Raw genomic sequence first — 15,487 nt, 5'->3', positions numbered from 1 at the left:
CAAACCCTTTTCCGTGATTCCGGGCCTACGAATGGGTATGGCGAGTTCGACCCGGGACGGAGACGCCCACGACGGCGAGATCCGGCTCTGGCGGGAGGAGGACTGGTGGGTCGCGAGAGACGTCGAGACGGGCGTCACGACGCAGGGACCGTCCCGCGAGGAGGCGCTGGCGAACCTCGACGAGGCGGTCGCGCTGCACGAGGGCGACACGGGACGCGAGCCGACCGACGCGGAACTCCGCGAACTCGGTATCGACCCAGCGGACAACACCACCGGGGACCGGGAACCGCCGGACGTCCTCGACTGATGGGGCGGCGGACGTTTTCGGGGATGGAGGTCGCAAAAGTGCTCGTGAACGTCGGCGGATTCGAGTGGCGACGGACGGCTGGCGACCACGCGCAGTTGTACTACGAGCACCCGACGAACGACGACGACCGGCGGCGAGTCACCGTCCCCCTCCACGACGAACTTCGAACGGGCACGCTGCGAGAGATCGCCGAGCGTGCCGGCGCACGGGACTTCGAGTCGTTCTGTGACTGGATCGACGAGCACAGCTGAACGACTCCCAGTCCGTCGAGGGCTGCTGGACGACGACGTGCGTGAGATAGGATCCTTCCGAGAAGCTTTTGCGCCCCAGCCGTCAACGAACAGCCACGCGTGGCCATCACGGACAAGATCTACATCAAAAACCACCGGCAGATCGCCTCTCAGCTGGAGACCTCCATCCCAAAGGGAGCCTTCTCGGGGGCGACGCTGGACATCCTCTTCCAGGGCGACGGGCTGGCGAAACTCGACGACGCCACCCGCGACCGCGTCCTGGAGTTCGCCGAGGACTTCCTCGACTGCGACTGCGAGGGCAACCCCCACTGTGGTCACCCCGAGGAGAAGTTCGTCGAGTACCTGCTGGAACTGCGCGCGCAGGGGCTCGGTCCCGACGCCATCGTCGACGTGATGGGCGACGACTACATGCTCTACGCCTATCCGGGCGACGTGCTCTCCTTCCTCGACGACTCCGTCCGGACGCTCGAGGCCGTGGAGGCGCTGGCCGACGTGGACGGGAACCCCTCGATGGCCGACCGGGCGCGGGGGATGCGCCGCGACCTGGTTCGGTAGGTCAGGCCTGGGCTTGGTCGGACTGAACCTCGGGAGCCGCCAGCGGCAGGTCGAGTTCGATCGCGTCGTACCAGACCGCCGGTCGTTTCGCCTGTCCCTCGTCCACCAGGTCGATCAAATGGAGGGACGCCAGTTCCGAGAGGTTGTCGTGGACCTGGCGAACGTCGCGGTCGACCAACCGAGCAGTCTCCCGAATGCTCGCCGGTTCGTGCTGCACGATCGCGCGGAGCAGTTCGAGGTTCTTCGGACGGGTGACCCGATGCACGTCGGCCGGGTCGTCGTAGACGACCTCGAAGTGCGGGTCGGGCGTTTCGCCGCGATCCAGTGCGGCGAGTGCATCGCGGAGATCCGTCTCCGCGCCCTCGCGATACCGGACGTAGAGCGTTCGGTCCGTCGTCGTGTCGTCAGTCCCAGTCGTCGCCATGTCTTTGTACCTCCGTTTTGAACCGCGCAAACAGGTCCCGCACCCCCTCGAACTCGACGTCTTCGACCGTTCCGGACGCGGTGTGTTTGTGATGCCGGGCTGCGTCCGGATGGTCCGGGAAATTGTCGTAGCGAACGATCGTTTCGCCGGCGGCGTTGCCGTACTGCATCGAGTACTTGATTCCCTTCGGATAACGCTCCGATTCAGGGACGCGCCACGCCCGAACCTCCGCGAAACGGTCGCCGAAGTCCTTCGTGACGTCGATGACCAGCGTCGCCTCGTCGCGCCCCATAGCCGTTGTTATCACCCACAACGACAAAAGTGTTGTCCCAGCCAACAACAGCTCGGCGGGGCCGCTGTCGCAGTCACTCCTCGTCCAGCAGGCCGAGGTCGTCGACGATCAGGTCCGCGAGGTGGTCGGCGATATCGGGATCGACCTGCGCCATTTCCTCGCCGTCGTGGAGTTGCTCGTTGTGGCGGTCGACGGCCTCGCCGACGTCGTCGAGGGGGACTCTGGTCGTGGTGTCGCAGGCCTCGCAGAAGATGGGCACGGACGGTTGCTCGTCGGACATGCCTGATCCTTAGGGACGAGCGTGAAAATCGGGTCGGTTCGCGTCGGAGAGCCGTGAGCCAGGGGCCGCTCAGATCGATTCGTCGAAGCTGCTGCCGATGCGGTAGGAGGGGTCCTCCTCGTCGTCGTCCTCGCCGTCGAGGTCCTCGAGCTGGATGACCTCCTCGCCTGCTTCGTGTTCGTCGAGTTCCTGGCGGAGCTTCGTCACGTAGCGTTTGTGCTCTTCGAGCTGTTCGCGGAGGTGTTCGGCCTCCAGTTCCAGCCGCTCGTGTTCGCGGACGAAGCTCTTGGGAACTTCGACCTTGGGCGGGAAACTCGTCCCGCCGCTCGCCTCTGCGCGCTCCGAGATCTCGTGTTCCGGGACGACCTCGACCTGGCCGTCGTGGGCAACGAGCAGGTCCACGTAGTCGCGGAAGACGGCCGAGAGCGAGAGATCTCGCTCCTCGGCGATCTCGCGGAGCGTCTCGAATTTCTCCTGGCTCACGCGAAAGGAGATCGTCTTGTTCTTGTTGCCCATCGTACGTCTCTGTCGTTACTACTCCCACTTAACGGTTTGTCAGACGTCGCCACGTCCGGCGGTTTGCCGTCTCGGCCCCGTGCCAGCCGCCCGGGGATGTCGCCGTCCTCGCCGGGGAGAAGTCACTGCCGCGATGGCGATTTTCCACACCCGAACTGGCGGGCCCTCCGGCGGTCAGTCCGCCAGACTGTCTTCGAGAATGCGGACGAGTCGCGCCCTCCCGTCCGACGGGAGCCGTCGATACGTGGGCAGGACGCAGGCGGTGTTTCGGAGTCGCTGTGCGCCGGCGGTGGCGGCCCCGCGTGCCGCCGGCGGCCACTGGTACACCTCGATCGGGAGCCCCGCCCGCCGCACGCGGCGGTAGAAATCGTCACGCCACTCGCGGTCGGGCCCGCGAATCCCGACCCCGTAGGGACACGCGCCGTCGTGTGCGGGCGGCGTGAGCGTCGCGATCCCGTCGACGTCCGCCACCGCCCGTCGGAGTGAACGGTAGGCGTCTCGGCGGCGAGTCTGCACGCGGTCGGGGTCACAGCGCGCCAGGCCACGGACCGTCGCACGCCCGGGACCCCGAACCAGCGTCGCGTCGTCGGCCCGGGTGGGAGCGTCCCGGATCTCCGCACCCGACCGGGCCGGCTTCGACGAGCCCTTGACCGCCGTCGGGGGGAGCCCGAGTCTGGACATGAGGCCGACGAGACCGCTCGTGAACACGTCCCGTCGTTCCGGCACCGTCCCGCTCGGCGACGGCGGCGTCACGTCCCGGGCGACCACGAGCCCCCCGTTGGGCACCGGCAAGGTCTTGTGGAGACTGTAGATCGCCAGGTCGCCAGTCGCCCCCAGCGGGTCGCCCTCGCGGTCCCGGCCGAACGCGGCCCGGGCGCAGTCCTCGACGACGATCGCACCCGCCGCCCGGGCGCGCTCGGCGAGCGCCGGGAACGACTCGTCTCTGAACCCGAGGTAGTCGACGAACAGGGCCAGGTCCGGCTCCGTCGCCTCGATCCGCGACGCGACCGCATCGGCGGGCAGCGAGAGGTGGGCCGAGACCGGGTAGTACGCGACGTCGTATCCCCGTTCGAGCACCGCACGGACGACCGCCTGCGGGACGTACGCCGGGAGCAACGCCGTCCCACCGTGGTCGAATCGACCGAGCGTCGCGTACAGCCCCGCGCTCGCCCGGGCGTACAGTTCGCGCTCCCCCGCCGGCAGCCAGCGGTCGTCGGTCAGCCACGCCGGCCGCTCCGGCGACCCGGACGCGAGCCAGGTCGGGCTGAACCGCGGCCGGTCAGGAACGTACATCGGTCTCGGAGTGCCGTGGGTCGAACCCGTCGGTCGCGGCAATCGTGTCGTTTCCGTCTGTTCGCACCTCCCTGTACGGTCGGTCGCGAGTCACTGGTTGGAACTACCGTACGACGACCAGAAGGAGGTTCTTTCTTGCGTCGTGGTCAGCGGTCGGTGCGAGCTAGTTGCACTGACCGGCGAAATTCGCCGCGAGCCGAGCCCGAGCGTCGCGAAGCCGACCAGCCAGCCCCGACGGGCCCGTCAGGGCGAGGCTTCGACCTGCTCGTCGTCGGTCGCGTCCAGGCTCTCCAGCGCCTCGATCGCGGCCCGGCGGTAGTTCTCGACGGGGAGGTCGTACTCCTCGCGAGCCATCCGGACGTACTCGTCGACCGCGGCGCCGTCGTCCTCGTCGGCGGCCTGGTAGTCGCGGATGCGCTCGATCGTTCGCTCGGCGGTCTCGACGATCCAGCGGTTCCGCGTCGCCTCGTCCACGGTCGTGATCGACTCCGGTCGGACGGAGACGTTCACCTCGCCGTCGTCGGTCTCGTAGGTGCGGGGCTTGCCGACGACCGAGACGTAGGCCGGCGGCTCCAGTTCCCGGAGCATCGAGGCGGCGTCGGGCTGGTACTGCCCGGCGTACATGAAGAACGTGTCGCCGTTCGGATCGACGACGCGTCCCTGCCAGTACTCGCTGTCCTCGCCGACGTCTTCGGTCTCGGTGAGCGTGCCGACCAGGAAGATCCGGTTTGCTCGCTCCCCGGTCGGGAGCAGCAGGTAGACCGGCGCGCGCTCGTCGTCCGATTCCTTGAACGTGTACGCGGCGTCGTTGAACTCGCTCGCGAACACGCGCCGTGCGACCTCTCGGGATGGAACTGCTGCCATGTCAGATCGACCTCGCTTTGATCAGCGTCTCTTCCGCGTCTGTCGGCTCGCCCAGTACCTCCACCTCGTCGGCCAGGACGTACCGGCTGAAGGTCGGCCCCGTCACCCGGTAGTACCGCCCCAGCGTCTCCTTGCGCATCTTGTCGGCCACGACCGTCGTGTCCAGCGCGTCCATGGCCATCTCTTTGGCCTCCTCCAGGGTGATCCCGGTGAAGTCCTCGGTGGCCGCCTGATCGAAGATCACCTCGTGGACGTCCTCACCGTCGTCGAGGACCCCCTTGATACGGAGGTCGAACTCGCCTTCGGCCTCGCCGTGCTCCGAACAGCGGCCGTTCTGGAGGACGCGCGTGCAGTCCTCCTCGGGGCAGCGCTTGATGAGTCCGGAGCCGCTCTGGATGTCCACCAGCGCGCCCTCGACGGTCGTATCGTCGTCGCCGACCTCGATGTCCTCCTCTGCCTCCTCGATCACCGTCGTCCGGTTGAGCTTGACCGAGAAGCGGCCCTGGTACTCGTCGGTGACGATGTTCCGCAGGTGGTAGACCGCGTCCTTCTCGAGTTCCGGCAGCTCGGACTTCGACCACTTCGTGAACTTGATCGTGCCCGTCTCGTCACCGAGCAGGCCGACCTGGGCGACCGCGTCGCTGTTTGGCTCCCACAGCTCGACGACCTTCGCGGTCAGGTCGACCCACTGCTCGGCCGCGTCGACGTCGCTGACCTGGACCTGCTCGTTGCCCCCGCCGCTCGAGAGCTGGTCGCGCTCCATCCCCGCCTCGTCGAGGTACGTGCTCGTGACGCTGCGCCGGGCCTCGTCGAGCGGGACCTTGTACTCCTCGACCAGCGTCTCCAGTCGCTCGTGGACGTCGTCCACGTCGATGTCGAGCTGGTCGGAAAACTGCTCCTGTATCTCTTCCGCCTGGGTACGCAAATCTGTCATTGCTCTCACTGTCTCCGCGTCGTTTTCAATGGGAGACAACCCGAGCTTGGTCGGCTTCGGGTATAAATGCTCGCCCCGGCCGAAGCGGAAGTGTAATCGGGAGACGGAAGCGGGTCTGCGAGTGACACCAGCGGTCCCTGCGCCGGCCCCGATTGCGTCCCGGTAAGTCTATATGAATGGCTGTTCAGATACTCAGGTATGAGCGAGAAAACGGCGCGGCTCGAGCGGCTCATCACCGAGGAGTCGGGGGAGTGCTGCCGGGCCGACGTCGAAGACAGGCTCGATACCCTGCGGGAGTACCGGACGGCGGTCGGGGCGGATCACGCCGCCGACCGCGACGCCTTGCGGACGCTCGGAAACGACACCCGGTACGAGATCGTCCGGCTGCTCGCGGCGGCCGACGGCGAACTGTGCGTCTGCGAGATCGACCCCGTCGTCGACGTCAGCGACAGCGCGGTCAGCCACGCGCTCTCGGACCTCCACGACGCCGGGCTGGTCACCCGCCGGAAATCGGGGACCTGGCGGTACTACGAGGCGACCGACCGGGCGGAGGCGCTACTCGCCGCGCTGGACGAGACGCGAGGTGACCGATGAGCGACCCGGTACGAGTGGCGTTCGTCTGCGTCCAGAACGCCGGGCGCTCCCAGATGTCGACCGCGTTCGCGGAACGGGAGCGGACGGAGCGCGGACTCGACGACGCAGTCGAGATCGTCACCGGCGGGACGCACCCGGCCGACCACGTCCACGAGGGAGTCGTCGAGACCATGGCCGAGGTCGGGTTCGACCTCTCGGACCGGGAGCCCCGCGAGATTTCGACGTCGGAACTGAACGCGTGTGACTACGTCGCGACGATGGGCTGTTCGACGCTCGAACTCGACGCCGACGGCCCGGCCGTGCGCGACTGGGCGCTCGACGATCCCGACGGGAAAGACCCAGAGCGGGTGCGCGAGATCCGCGACGAGATTCGGGATCGGGTGCGCGACCTCTTCGACGAGATCGAGGAGGTGCTCGTCGATGCCTGACGCCGACGACTCGGCCGACGCGACGGGACTCGACGCGGAGACCCAGCGCAGCGTGGTCCGGCAGCGATACGCCGACATCGCGACCGGCGACGGCGACGAGGGCGGCTGCTGTGCCGACGACTGCTGTGACGGCGGGTCGGCGTCGGCCCCTGCGGACGAGACTGCCAAACAGTACGGCTACTCGGCCGACGAGGTCGAGGCTGTCGAGGGCGACGCGAACCTCGGGCTCGGCTGTGGCAACCCCCAGGCGCTGGCCGACCTCTCGCCGGGCGAGACGGTCCTCGACCTCGGATCCGGCGCGGGGTTCGACTGTTTCCTCGCCGCGCAGGAAGTCGGGGAGACCGGACGGGTGATCGGCGTCGACATGACCCCCGAGATGGTCGAGAAGGCGCGCGAGAACGCCCGCGAGAACGGGACCGGGAACGTGTCCATCCGGCTTGGCGAGATCGAACACCTCCCGGTCGCCGACGGGCGCGTCGACGTGATCATCTCGAACTGCGTCGTGAACCTCTCGCCGGACAAGGCACGGGTGTTCGACGAGGCCTTCCGCGTCCTGCGACCGGGCGGTCGGGTCGCGATCTCGGACGTGGTCCAGACCGCACCGATGCCAGAGGGCGTCGGGGCCGACCCGGACTCGGTCGCGTCCTGTGTCGCCGGCGCGTCGCGGATCGGGCGGCTCGAACGGCTCCTCACCGACGCCGGTTTCGAGGCCGTCGAGATCACGCCGAAATCGGAGAGCGACCGCTTCATCCGCGAGTGGGACGACGACCGCGACGTGAGCGAGTTCCTCGTCTCGGCGTCGATCACCGCACGGAAGCCGGAGGTGGCCGATGAGTGACGCCGCCCACGAGCACGGCCCGGAGTGTGACTGTTCGAGCTGTGGCGACCCGCGGTCGATGGACTTCCTCGACAAGTACCTCACCGTCTGGATCTTCGGGGCGATGGCCGTCGGCGTCGGCCTGGGCTTCGTCGCGCCCTCCGTAACGGAACCGATCCGTGACTTCCACCTCGTCGAGATCGGCCTGATCGCGATGATGTACCCGCCGCTCGCGAAGGCCGACTACTCGCAGCTTCGGGCCGTCTTCAGCAACTACCGGGTCCTGAGTCTGAGCCTCGTCCAGAACTGGCTGATCGGCCCCACGCTGATGTTCGGCCTCGCGGTCGTCTTCTTCAGCGGCCTCGTCCCCGGCCTGCCGGCCCGCCCCGAGTACTTCCTCGGGCTCGTGTTCATCGGGATGGCCCGCTGCATCGCGATGGTGCTGGTCTGGAACGAGTTGGCTGAAGGCTCGACCGAGTACGTCACCGGCCTCGTCGCCTTCAACAGCCTCTTCCAGATCCTGACCTACGGCGTCTACGTCTGGTTCTTCGGGCTCTTCCTCCCGCCGCTGCTGGGGATGGATACGCTGGTGGCGGGCATCGAGACGTTCGACGTCTCCCCGATGCAGGTCTTCGAGGCCATCGTCGTCTTCCTCGGCATCCCCTTCGTCGGCGGCTTCCTCACCCGCTACGTCGGGACCCGGACGAAGGGCGAGGAGTGGTACGAGAACGAGTTCGTCCCGCGGATCGATCCCCTGACCCTGATCGCGCTGCTGGGGACCGTGATCGTGATGTTCGCGACGCAGGGCGAGAGCATCGTCGCCGCGCCCGCGGACGTGCTCCTGATCGCCGTCCCGCTGACGATCTACTTCGTCGTGATGTTCCTCGTCAGCTTCGGGATGGGCCGGGGGATCGGCGCGGACTACTCGACGACGACCGCCATCGGCTTCACCGCCGCCTCGAACAACTTCGAACTCGCCATCGCCGTCGCGGTCGCCGTGTTCGGCGTGGGCTCGGGCGTCGCCTTCGCCACCGTCGTCGGGCCGCTGATCGAGGTGCCCGTCCTGCTCGCGCTGGTCAACGTCGCGCTGTACTTCCAGCGCCGGTACGACTGGGGCGAAAGCACGATCGAGAGTCCAGAGGGCTCGACGCCCGATCCGGCGACCGACGACTGAGAGAGCCCTCTCACGGCGCCCCGCCGCCGACCGGAACACGCCGGTATTTTTGTTCGGCCGCCTGAAGGTCGTGTATGAACGTACCGGCGCTGACCTGGCGACGGGTCGGCCTGATCGCGGCCGGGCTGGTGCTCACGATCGGCGGGATGATTCTCGGCACCATCGCGGTGATCGGCCTGGCCATCGCGGCCTTCGCGGCCGGCCTGGAACTGTCGGACACGTCGTTCCTGCTCCTGAGCCTGATCGGCGTGCAGGGGATCGGCTTCCCACTGGTTGGCTTCGTCTACCTCCGGTACCGGGGCCGTCGCGTCCGGGAGTTCGTCCCCGTTCGCGTGCCGAGCCTCCGGGAGGTCGGCGTCATCGTCGGCGGCTGGATCGGCGCGCTCGTCCTCGTCGGCATCGTCGGCGTCGCGATCCAGGTGACCGGCACGACCGCCGCCGAGAACCAGGCCGGCCAGATCATCTCCGAGAACCCCGGCTTCGTCCCCTACCTGCTGCCCTTCGTCTTCCTCCTGAACGGCCCCGGCGAGGAGTTCCTCTTCCGCGGGGTCATCCAGGGCCAGTTCAGAGAGGAGTTCCACCCCGCCGCGGCCATCGTCCTGGCCACGATGATGTTCGCCCCGATCCACATCTTCTCCCTCGTGGGCTCGCTACAGGCCGCCGCGGTCACCATCGGCATCCTCACCCTCCCGAGTCTGGTCTTCGGCGCGGTCTACGAGTACACCGACAACTTCGTCGTCCCGGCGCTGGTTCACAGCCTCTACAACGCCACACTCTTCGGCAGCATCTACCTCGCTGACGTGGCGACGGTCGTCTGACTCCCCCGACGCCCGGCGGTAGCGTCGGCCCTTTGTAACAGGACCGCCAATCCACGGTATGGCCGACGAGGGACGACTCGAGCGGTTCGTCGCGAACCTCCGGGCCGCCGGCGATCAGGTCGCCGAGGCCAGGCGAGCCTACGGCGACGCCAAGCGGTCGGCACAGGCCGATCTCCCCCAGGACGAGCGCGGGCGGGCGAAGATCGTCTGTCGCCGCTACGCCGAGCGCCGCGCCGTCGCCGTCGACGACGCGGGGCGGCCGGCCTGTTTCGATCCCGACCACACCGACTGCCAGGGCTGCGTCGAAGACGTCCGCGAGGGCGTCGTGGAGACCTGGTAGGCTTTTGCCAGACGCGGCCGTCCGGCCGGTATGGACCGTCCGCTCGTCGCCGTCGTCCTCGCCGGCGGCACCGGCACCCGGCTCTACCCCGCCAGCCGGAGCCACCGCCCCAAGCAGTTCCAGTCCTTCGGCCGCGAGGCGTCGCTGCTCGAAGCCACCGTCGATCGGGCCGGGTTCGCCGACGAGGTGTACGTCCTCACCCGTCCCGAGTTCGCCGACGCAGTGCGCGAACACGCCCCCGCCGCGGCCGTCCTCACCGAACCCGAACCCAGAGACACGGGCCCGGCCCTGGTCTACGCGGCCCACCGGGTCCGCGAGCAGGTCGGCGACGCCGTCATGGTGGCGATGCCCAGCGATCACCGCGTCGACGGCGACTTCGCGTCGACCGCTCGGACGGCCGCCGAGGTGGCCCTCGACACCGGCGGCCTCGTCACCGTCGGCGTCGAACCGACGCGCGCCGCGACCGGGTACGGCTACGTCGAACCGGGGGAACAACGAGACGGCTACCACACCGTCGCCTCCTTCACCGAAAAGCCGGACGCCGAAACGGCCGAAGCGTACGTCGAGCGAGGCTACTACTGGAACGCCGGCGTCTTCGCCTGGACGCCCAACGCCTTCCTCGGCGAGGCGCGCAACTCGCCGCTCGAGGGGCTGGTCGAGGCCCTCGACGACGGCGACGGGGAGCGGGGCTTCGCCGCCGTCGACCCGGTTAGCGTCGACTACGCCGTCCTCGAACGCACGGACAAGGCCTACGTCGTCCCCGCCGCCTTCGAGTGGGACGACCTCGGCTCGTGGGACGCCGTCGAACGCCTGTTCGAGAGCGACGAGGACGGCAACGTCGTTCTGGGCGACGCGCTGCTGGACGAGGCCGGGGACAACGTCGTGGCCACCGACGGCCACGTCAGCGCCCTGGGCGTCTCCGACCTGGTGATCGCCAGCTACGGCGACCGCACGCTCGTGATTCCGAAGGAACAGGCCCAGCGCGTCCGCGACGTGGTCGGGCAGTTGCGCGAAGACGACCTGTACTAGCGACTTTACTCGCTAGCTCCGCAGGCTCCCGCCGTCGACCGGCACCGCCGCGCCGTTGACGTAACTCGCCGCGTCGCTCGAGAGGTAGGCGACGGCCTCTCCCAGCTCTTCGGGGTCGCCGATGCGCTCGAGCGGGATGCCGTCGGACCAGTCGTCCAGTCCCGCCTCGTAGCTCTCGTACTCGCCGCGCTCGATGTTCTGCTCGATCAGGTCCTCGATGCGACTCGTCTCGTGAGCGCCCGGCAGGACGGCGTTGACCCGCACGTCGGGCGCGAACTCCCGCGCCTGGGTCTTCATCAGCCCGATCACCGCCCGGCGCACGGAGTTCGAGAGCACGAGGCCGTCGATGACCTCCTGGACCGAGCGAGAGGTGATGTTGACGATCGTTCCCGCGTCGCTCTCCCGCAGGTGGGGGTAGGCCTCCCGCGTCGTCCACACCACGCTCATCACCAGCAGGTCGTAGGCGGTGTAGAAGTCCCCGTCGTCCATGTCGAGGAAGGGGCCGCTCGGCGGCCCGCCCGCGCTCGTGACGACGTGATCGAGCCCGCCGAAGGTCTCGACCGTCTCGGCGACGAAGGTTTCGACGTCCTCTCGCTCGGTGATGTCCGCCTCGACGGCGAGTACCTCACCGTCACCCAGTTCTTCGAGGGTCGCCTCGGCCTCGGCCAGTCGGTCGGCCGAGCGGCCGCAGATCGCCACGTCCGCGCCCTCGGCGGCGAAGGTCTCCGCGCTCGCCAGTCCGAGGCCGCTGCTGGCCGCCGTGAACAGTGCCGCGTTCCCGTCGAGTTCGAGTTCCATACCCGGCTCGACGACCGCCCCGGCCTAAAGGCTCACTCCTCGGCCCGTCGGCGCACCCGGACCGCGCCGTCGCTCGTGACGCCGACGAACAGCCGCTGTTCGACGCTGCGCCCGACGACCGCGTCCCCCGCCTCGTCGCTGATCCGCTTCATGAGTTCCGGCGCCGTGTGGTTGACCTTGACCCCCACCTCGTCGCACTCGGCGAACACCCGCGCCGGCACGTCGTAGAGGTCCGTCCCGGGGTCGACCGTCACCCGGACCGGCGCACGGAGCGTCTCCGCGAAGGCGACCGTCTCGTGGGCCTTCGCCACGTTGTCCCGGGCGCTCGACTCGACGCTGGAGACGTTCGCTCGGGAGGTACCCAGCAGGTCCGCGATCTCCGCCTGGGCCAGGCCCCGCTCGCGCAGCGCCAGCACCTCCGCCTGCCGGCGCGTCAGCACGTTCTCCGCGGGGTCGAACCCCGCCCGGTCGAGAACCGCGTCGACGTCCGTGTCGCCCTCGCTCATCGGTTGTCGTTGTCCATCGTAGCATGGCCCGCGCGAAAAACCCACCGTCCGACACCGGGATCGATCTGCCCCGATCGACGCCGGCGCCCGCGTTCGGATCGTCCACTCCGTCCGGTCCCGCCGCTCGCGACGGCGGTCGCCGCCTCACCCGCCCCAGAAGTTGTCGCGACTGCCCAGGTGCGGGTCCTCCTCCGTCCGATCCGCGTCCTCCGCTTCCTCGTCTTCTTCGGCCTCGCCATCCCCGTCTTCCGCGACCGCCTCGTCGTCTTCCTCCCCCGCTTCCTCCATCGGGAGCCGTTCGACCTCCTCGGCCTTGGCGTGGTTCGAGTGGACGCGCGTGATCTGGACCTTCGAGCGGGCCTCCGGGAGTACCCCGTCGACCATCACGATGAAGCCGTCCTCGGTGCGGCCGACGCCCGCGCCGCTCTCGTGGATGTCTTCGACCGTGACCACGACCTCCTCGCCCCGCTGGACCGGCTGTTCTTTCAGGTCGTTGATCGGCTGGTTGTAGTGATTGCACCACTCGGCGCCACCGCGGTCGCCGTAGTGCTGGCACCCCATGCCCTCGATTCGCTCGCTAAAACTGGGGCAGTCGTCCGCCAGTGGACAATCCGGCATAAAAACCCTTAGTCAGAGCGGCGATTAAACGCTTACGACCCACCTTTTTCTTCGTCGGGTTCGCGCCATCGGCGCGAACCACTCCTCGAAAAACGTGGGCGAAAAAAGGCGCGAGCGACTCCGTCGCTCGCGGGAACCGGCGCGCGAGGCGCGCCGGACGTTCGAATCTACTGCACCGCCAGCCTACCCCGCGAAGAACGCCTCGATCGGGTCGATCTGTTCCGGCGTGTTCAGCGCCGGCGCGTGGGCGCAGTCGATCTCGACCGTCTCGGCGTCCGGCTGGACCTCCTGCATCCGCTCGAACGGCTCCTCGGGCAGGATGTCCGAGTCGATCCCGCGGAGGATCAGGATGGAAGCGTCGATAGCCGCCCAGACGTCCCACGGGTCGGGGTCGTCCTCGCTCTCCTCGTCCGCGACCAGAATCCGCGGGTCGTAGTGCGGCGCGATCTGTCCGTCTTCGGTCCGCCGCGCCGAGGTCATCGTCAGTCGGCGATACTCGGCGTCGCTCATCTCGCTGAACCGCCCCTCGTAGAGGTCCCGGAAGTACGCCTCCAGTTCCGACATCGTCTCGACCGTCGGCGGGTTCGGCACGTACTCCATGATCCGGCCCAGCGCCTCCGGCGCGGCGTCGGTCTCCGGATTCGGCGGCATGTCGTTGATCACCAGGTCTCCGATCCGGTCGGCCAGCGGCCCGGCGGCGAGCGCCATCCCCAGCCCGCCACCCATCGACGTCCCGACGTACCGCAGCGACTCGAACCCGAGCTCGTCGCACAGGCCCACCAGGATCTCGATCATCGCCGTGTTTGTGTACCGCTCGGCGGGGTCGTCGGCCCACTCGCTCCACCCCCGGCCCGGCATGTCCGGACAGACCACGTAGTAGTCCTCCTCCAGCGCCCGCGCCAGCGGGTCGAAGTCCCGCCCGTTCCGGGAGAGCCCGTGAACGCACAGCACCGGCGGATCCGACGGGTCGCCCCACGCCGAGTAGTGCATCTCGAAGCCGTCCACCGTCGCGAATTCGTCGCTGCGTGGCATGGGTCGCCTTCGACTGGCCGACCCTAAATACCCGCGGCGTGTGGGAGACTCGCACGCACGGCGGTGGGAGACCGGGGCAGTTTTACAACGGGCCCCGCTGGGATGGGATACAATGGGCTTTGGAAGCTACGACGAATCCGAGCAGAAGGATCAGAACGTGGACACCGACGAGGACGAAGCCGTCAACGTCCACGAGGACCACGACACCGGCGACGTCGAGTTCCAGTCCGACAAGTCCACCGACGAGCTGGTGGACCAGCTGCAGCACATGAAGGACTAGATCGGTTCGACATTTTCGCCGTCGGTCGAGAGAGCGACGCACTCCCGTGCTGTTGCCGGAACGCCCCGATTCCTGGCCGCCCGTAGTCCGACCTGCAGGCCTCGATCGGCCGAGTCGGCGCCCTTTAACCGCCACCGCTCACTACGGCACCCTATGCCAAAGGGTGACACGCGCCAGGGCACGAAGGGCAGCATCGACGACTATCTCCGGCAAACGCTCCTCACCGGGACCGCGATCGTGCTGCCGGTGCTGATAGCCGCGTTCCTGTTCCTGCTCATCGTCAATTTCCTCTCGGGCCTGTTGGATCCGTTAGTGATCCCGATCCAGGAGGGGTTGGGGATGCGCTCCCGCCTGGTCCCCCAGCTCATCTCTCTCGTCGTGTTGGTCCTGACCATCTTTTCCGTCGGGGCGATCACCGAGAGCCGTTTCGGGGGCGACCGCCTGAAGGAGGGACTTGACGCCACTATCGCTCACATTCCCGGGTTCAGATCCATCTACGGACCCCTCGATCAGATCAGCACGATGTTGGTAGAGGGAGACACCCAGAATTTCCAGGAGGTCGTCCTCGTCGAGTTTCCGAAGGCGGGATCGTACTCGCTCGCGTTCCAGACGTCGCACCCCCCTGAGCGAATCGAGGCGGCGACCGACGAAGACGATATGCTCACCGTCTTCATGCCGATGGGCCCGAATCCCTTCATGGGCGGGTTCATCCTTCACATCTCAGAAAGCGAGGTCCACCCGGTCGATCTCAGCGTCGAAGAAGGGATCTCTTCGATCGTCTCGTTCGGTGTCGCAGTCGAGAAGGACCCACAGGACTCCGACGTCCCCTTCGACCTGCGTGCTCCCGAGCAGGACGGCTCGTGAGCCCGTCGGCTCCCGCCATGCGAACGGGCGCCTCCCGCCCGTTCGCATCGAATGAGGGGCGCGGAGCGTCCCTCACTACTCGCAAAACTGTAGTACAAAAACGTCACGAACGGTCGGCTTCGCCTCGCGTCCGGTGTCATCGTGAGTGACCACGGAGCGATGGCTCGTCAGAGCGGCGCGCTGACGGTGAACCGCACTCGCTTCGTCGCCGACGTGGTCCGAGAGAGCGACGCTCTCTCGTCATTGCGGGAACTCTCCGAGTTCCCGCTTACAGCCAGAAGTCGAAGCCTTCCGGCGACGTCACGAAAGGCAGTCGGCGCCTTTCGAACGGCTTCCCGCCGGCTACCAGCGGGACCGGCGGCCCACTACTCGCGCGGCTGATGGTTCCCCACGCAAATTCCGCGCTACAGCTGCCGGCAGGCGTGTGAACTGAACGGGGATCGAGAGTCCGCGTTCGAATGGATCTACCGGCG

The 15,487-nt window shown here is 67.9% G+C and carries 23 protein-coding genes; 12 read left to right on the top strand and 11 right to left on the bottom strand.

Annotated features, from left to right (window positions below; genetic code table 11):
* Positions 1-37 precede the first annotated feature (37 nt).
* From U5918_RS11075 to U5918_RS11065, 3 genes are all read left to right on the top strand, one after another.
* Positions 38-307, top strand: a complete 270-nt coding sequence (locus U5918_RS11075; RefSeq protein WP_336001418.1) for a type II toxin-antitoxin system HicB family antitoxin — start codon at positions 38-40, stop codon at positions 305-307.
* On the top strand, positions 307-558 hold the full coding sequence (locus U5918_RS11070; RefSeq protein WP_336001417.1) for a type II toxin-antitoxin system HicA family toxin: 252 nt from the start codon (positions 307-309) through the stop codon (positions 556-558). Before U5918_RS11075 ends, U5918_RS11070 begins: the two co-directional genes overlap by 1 nt.
* A gap of 99 nt (positions 559-657) precedes the next feature.
* Positions 658-1,113, top strand: coding sequence for a DUF5814 domain-containing protein (locus tag U5918_RS11065; RefSeq protein ID WP_336001416.1), 456 nt, complete (start codon positions 658-660; stop codon positions 1,111-1,113).
* Between the two features lies 1 nt (position 1,114).
* Here the strand turns inward: U5918_RS11065 and U5918_RS11060 are convergent, their stop codons facing one another.
* The 7 genes from U5918_RS11060 to U5918_RS11030 form a co-directional block, all read right to left on the bottom strand.
* Positions 1,115-1,537 (bottom strand): HVO_A0114 family putative DNA-binding protein, encoded by a 423-nt coding sequence (locus tag U5918_RS11060; RefSeq protein ID WP_336001415.1) that lies wholly within the window; start codon positions 1,535-1,537, stop codon positions 1,115-1,117.
* Positions 1,518-1,829: a toxin-antitoxin system TumE family protein gene (locus U5918_RS11055; protein WP_336001414.1), complete on the bottom strand. Its 312-nt coding sequence runs from the start codon at positions 1,827-1,829 to the stop codon at positions 1,518-1,520. Before U5918_RS11055 ends, U5918_RS11060 begins: the two co-directional genes overlap by 20 nt.
* 73 nt (positions 1,830-1,902) lie before the next feature.
* Complete coding sequence (locus U5918_RS11050; RefSeq protein WP_336001413.1) at positions 1,903-2,109, bottom strand: DUF8149 family protein; 207 nt, start codon at positions 2,107-2,109, stop codon at positions 1,903-1,905.
* A 69-nt stretch (positions 2,110-2,178) separates the two neighbouring features.
* The gene (locus tag U5918_RS11045; protein WP_336001412.1) at positions 2,179-2,625 is read right to left on the bottom strand and encodes a DUF8146 domain-containing protein; all 447 of its coding nucleotides are present in this window, start codon (positions 2,623-2,625) and stop codon (positions 2,179-2,181) included.
* Positions 2,626-2,799: 174 nt separating this feature from the next.
* The gene (locus tag U5918_RS11040) at positions 2,800-3,918 is read right to left on the bottom strand and encodes a DegT/DnrJ/EryC1/StrS family aminotransferase (protein WP_336001411.1); all 1,119 of its coding nucleotides are present in this window, start codon (positions 3,916-3,918) and stop codon (positions 2,800-2,802) included.
* A gap of 243 nt (positions 3,919-4,161) precedes the next feature.
* The gene (locus U5918_RS11035; RefSeq protein ID WP_336001410.1) at positions 4,162-4,782 is read right to left on the bottom strand and encodes an RPA family protein; all 621 of its coding nucleotides are present in this window, start codon (positions 4,780-4,782) and stop codon (positions 4,162-4,164) included.
* Position 4,783: 1 nt separating this feature from the next.
* Positions 4,784-5,716 carry a replication factor A gene (locus U5918_RS11030; RefSeq protein ID WP_336001409.1) on the bottom strand — a complete coding sequence of 311 codons (933 nt, stop codon included), beginning with the start codon at positions 5,714-5,716 and terminating at the stop codon, positions 4,784-4,786.
* A gap of 198 nt (positions 5,717-5,914) precedes the next feature.
* Between U5918_RS11030 and U5918_RS11025 the strand changes: the two genes are divergently transcribed.
* From U5918_RS11025 to U5918_RS10995, 7 genes are all read left to right on the top strand, one after another.
* Positions 5,915-6,310 carry an ArsR/SmtB family transcription factor gene (locus U5918_RS11025; RefSeq protein WP_336001408.1) on the top strand — a complete coding sequence of 132 codons (396 nt, stop codon included), beginning with the start codon at positions 5,915-5,917 and terminating at the stop codon, positions 6,308-6,310.
* A complete protein-coding gene (locus U5918_RS11020) occupies positions 6,307-6,738 on the top strand; it encodes an arsenate-mycothiol transferase ArsC (RefSeq protein ID WP_336001407.1) in 432 nt (143 codons plus the stop codon). Before U5918_RS11025 ends, U5918_RS11020 begins: the two co-directional genes overlap by 4 nt.
* The gene (gene arsM / locus U5918_RS11015) at positions 6,731-7,576 is read left to right on the top strand and encodes an arsenite methyltransferase (protein ID WP_336001406.1); all 846 of its coding nucleotides are present in this window, start codon (positions 6,731-6,733) and stop codon (positions 7,574-7,576) included. The genes U5918_RS11020 and arsM overlap by 8 nt, the downstream gene beginning before the upstream one ends.
* Positions 7,569-8,729, top strand: a complete 1,161-nt coding sequence (gene arsB / locus U5918_RS11010) for an ACR3 family arsenite efflux transporter (RefSeq protein WP_336001405.1) — start codon at positions 7,569-7,571, stop codon at positions 8,727-8,729. The genes arsM and arsB overlap by 8 nt, the downstream gene beginning before the upstream one ends.
* Before the next feature lie 74 nt (positions 8,730-8,803).
* Positions 8,804-9,547, top strand: coding sequence for a CPBP family intramembrane glutamic endopeptidase (locus tag U5918_RS11005; protein WP_336001404.1), 744 nt, complete (start codon positions 8,804-8,806; stop codon positions 9,545-9,547).
* Between the two features lie 58 nt (positions 9,548-9,605).
* Positions 9,606-9,887 carry a DUF7091 family protein gene (locus U5918_RS11000; protein ID WP_336001403.1) on the top strand — a complete coding sequence of 94 codons (282 nt, stop codon included), beginning with the start codon at positions 9,606-9,608 and terminating at the stop codon, positions 9,885-9,887.
* A 30-nt stretch (positions 9,888-9,917) separates the two neighbouring features.
* Positions 9,918-10,916, top strand: coding sequence for a mannose-1-phosphate guanylyltransferase (locus tag U5918_RS10995; protein ID WP_336001402.1), 999 nt, complete (start codon positions 9,918-9,920; stop codon positions 10,914-10,916).
* A gap of 12 nt (positions 10,917-10,928) precedes the next feature.
* Here U5918_RS10995 and U5918_RS10990 read toward each other — a convergent pair whose 3' ends face one another.
* The 4 genes from U5918_RS10990 to U5918_RS10975 all read right to left on the bottom strand — a co-directional run bounded on the left by U5918_RS10990 (position 10,929) and on the right by U5918_RS10975 (position 13,870).
* Positions 10,929-11,714, bottom strand: coding sequence for an SDR family oxidoreductase (locus U5918_RS10990; protein WP_336001401.1), 786 nt, complete (start codon positions 11,712-11,714; stop codon positions 10,929-10,931).
* 32 nt (positions 11,715-11,746) lie between these two features.
* Entirely contained in the window at positions 11,747-12,220 is a 474-nt protein-coding gene (locus U5918_RS10985) for a Tfx family DNA-binding protein (protein ID WP_336001400.1), read from the bottom strand.
* A 144-nt stretch (positions 12,221-12,364) separates the two neighbouring features.
* On the bottom strand, positions 12,365-12,838 hold the full coding sequence (locus U5918_RS10980; protein ID WP_336001399.1) for a TRAM domain-containing protein: 474 nt from the start codon (positions 12,836-12,838) through the stop codon (positions 12,365-12,367).
* Between the two features lie 183 nt (positions 12,839-13,021).
* On the bottom strand, positions 13,022-13,870 hold the full coding sequence (locus U5918_RS10975; RefSeq protein ID WP_336001398.1) for an alpha/beta fold hydrolase: 849 nt from the start codon (positions 13,868-13,870) through the stop codon (positions 13,022-13,024).
* A 112-nt stretch (positions 13,871-13,982) separates the two neighbouring features.
* On the opposite strand from U5918_RS10975, the gene U5918_RS10970 reads away from it, so the two are divergent.
* Together U5918_RS10970 and U5918_RS10965 are read left to right on the top strand one after the other, a co-directional pair.
* A complete protein-coding gene (locus U5918_RS10970) occupies positions 13,983-14,150 on the top strand; it encodes a DUF5786 family protein (RefSeq protein WP_336001397.1) in 168 nt (55 codons plus the stop codon).
* A gap of 153 nt (positions 14,151-14,303) precedes the next feature.
* A complete protein-coding gene (locus U5918_RS10965; RefSeq protein ID WP_336001396.1) occupies positions 14,304-15,014 on the top strand; it encodes a DUF502 domain-containing protein in 711 nt (236 codons plus the stop codon).
* Positions 15,015-15,487 lie beyond the last annotated feature (473 nt).

Source organism: Halorientalis sp. LT38 (genome assembly GCF_037031225.1).
Taxonomy (GTDB): Archaea; Halobacteriota; Halobacteria; order Halobacteriales; family Haloarculaceae; genus Halorientalis; species Halorientalis halophila.
Note: the sequence above shows the minus strand (reverse complement) of the source record. Positions and strands in the feature narration are given on the sequence as shown.

Bases quoted from the DNA above. Each gene is read 5' to 3' on its own strand.
- U5918_RS11075 (WP_336001418.1), top strand. From the start codon at position 38: ATGGCGAGTTCGACCCGGGACGGAGACGCCCACGACGGCGAGATCCGG.
- U5918_RS11070 (WP_336001417.1), top strand. From the start codon at position 307: ATGGGGCGGCGGACGTTTTCGGGGATGGAGGTCGCAAAAGTGCTCGTG.
- U5918_RS11060 (WP_336001415.1), bottom strand. From the start codon at position 1,537: ATGGCGACGACTGGGACTGACGACACGACGACGGACCGAACGCTCTAC.
- U5918_RS11055 (WP_336001414.1), bottom strand. From the start codon at position 1,829: ATGGGGCGCGACGAGGCGACGCTGGTCATCGACGTCACGAAGGACTTC.
- U5918_RS11050 (WP_336001413.1), bottom strand. From the start codon at position 2,109: ATGTCCGACGAGCAACCGTCCGTGCCCATCTTCTGCGAGGCCTGCGAC.
- U5918_RS11045 (WP_336001412.1), bottom strand. From the start codon at position 2,625: ATGGGCAACAAGAACAAGACGATCTCCTTTCGCGTGAGCCAGGAGAAA.
- U5918_RS11040 (WP_336001411.1), bottom strand. From the start codon at position 3,918: ATGTACGTTCCTGACCGGCCGCGGTTCAGCCCGACCTGGCTCGCGTCC.
- U5918_RS11035 (WP_336001410.1), bottom strand. From the start codon at position 4,782: ATGGCAGCAGTTCCATCCCGAGAGGTCGCACGGCGCGTGTTCGCGAGC.
- U5918_RS11030 (WP_336001409.1), bottom strand. From the start codon at position 5,716: ATGACAGATTTGCGTACCCAGGCGGAAGAGATACAGGAGCAGTTTTCC.
- U5918_RS11025 (WP_336001408.1), top strand. From the start codon at position 5,915: ATGAGCGAGAAAACGGCGCGGCTCGAGCGGCTCATCACCGAGGAGTCG.
- U5918_RS11020 (WP_336001407.1), top strand. From the start codon at position 6,307: ATGAGCGACCCGGTACGAGTGGCGTTCGTCTGCGTCCAGAACGCCGGG.
- arsM (WP_336001406.1), top strand. From the start codon at position 6,731: ATGCCTGACGCCGACGACTCGGCCGACGCGACGGGACTCGACGCGGAG.
- arsB (WP_336001405.1), top strand. From the start codon at position 7,569: ATGAGTGACGCCGCCCACGAGCACGGCCCGGAGTGTGACTGTTCGAGC.
- U5918_RS11005 (WP_336001404.1), top strand. From the start codon at position 8,804: ATGAACGTACCGGCGCTGACCTGGCGACGGGTCGGCCTGATCGCGGCC.
- U5918_RS11000 (WP_336001403.1), top strand. From the start codon at position 9,606: ATGGCCGACGAGGGACGACTCGAGCGGTTCGTCGCGAACCTCCGGGCC.
- U5918_RS10995 (WP_336001402.1), top strand. From the start codon at position 9,918: ATGGACCGTCCGCTCGTCGCCGTCGTCCTCGCCGGCGGCACCGGCACC.
- U5918_RS10990 (WP_336001401.1), bottom strand. From the start codon at position 11,714: ATGGAACTCGAACTCGACGGGAACGCGGCACTGTTCACGGCGGCCAGC.
- U5918_RS10985 (WP_336001400.1), bottom strand. From the start codon at position 12,220: ATGAGCGAGGGCGACACGGACGTCGACGCGGTTCTCGACCGGGCGGGG.
- U5918_RS10980 (WP_336001399.1), bottom strand. From the start codon at position 12,838: ATGCCGGATTGTCCACTGGCGGACGACTGCCCCAGTTTTAGCGAGCGA.
- U5918_RS10975 (WP_336001398.1), bottom strand. From the start codon at position 13,870: ATGCCACGCAGCGACGAATTCGCGACGGTGGACGGCTTCGAGATGCAC.
- U5918_RS10970 (WP_336001397.1), top strand. From the start codon at position 13,983: ATGGGCTTTGGAAGCTACGACGAATCCGAGCAGAAGGATCAGAACGTG.
- U5918_RS10965 (WP_336001396.1), top strand. From the start codon at position 14,304: ATGCCAAAGGGTGACACGCGCCAGGGCACGAAGGGCAGCATCGACGAC.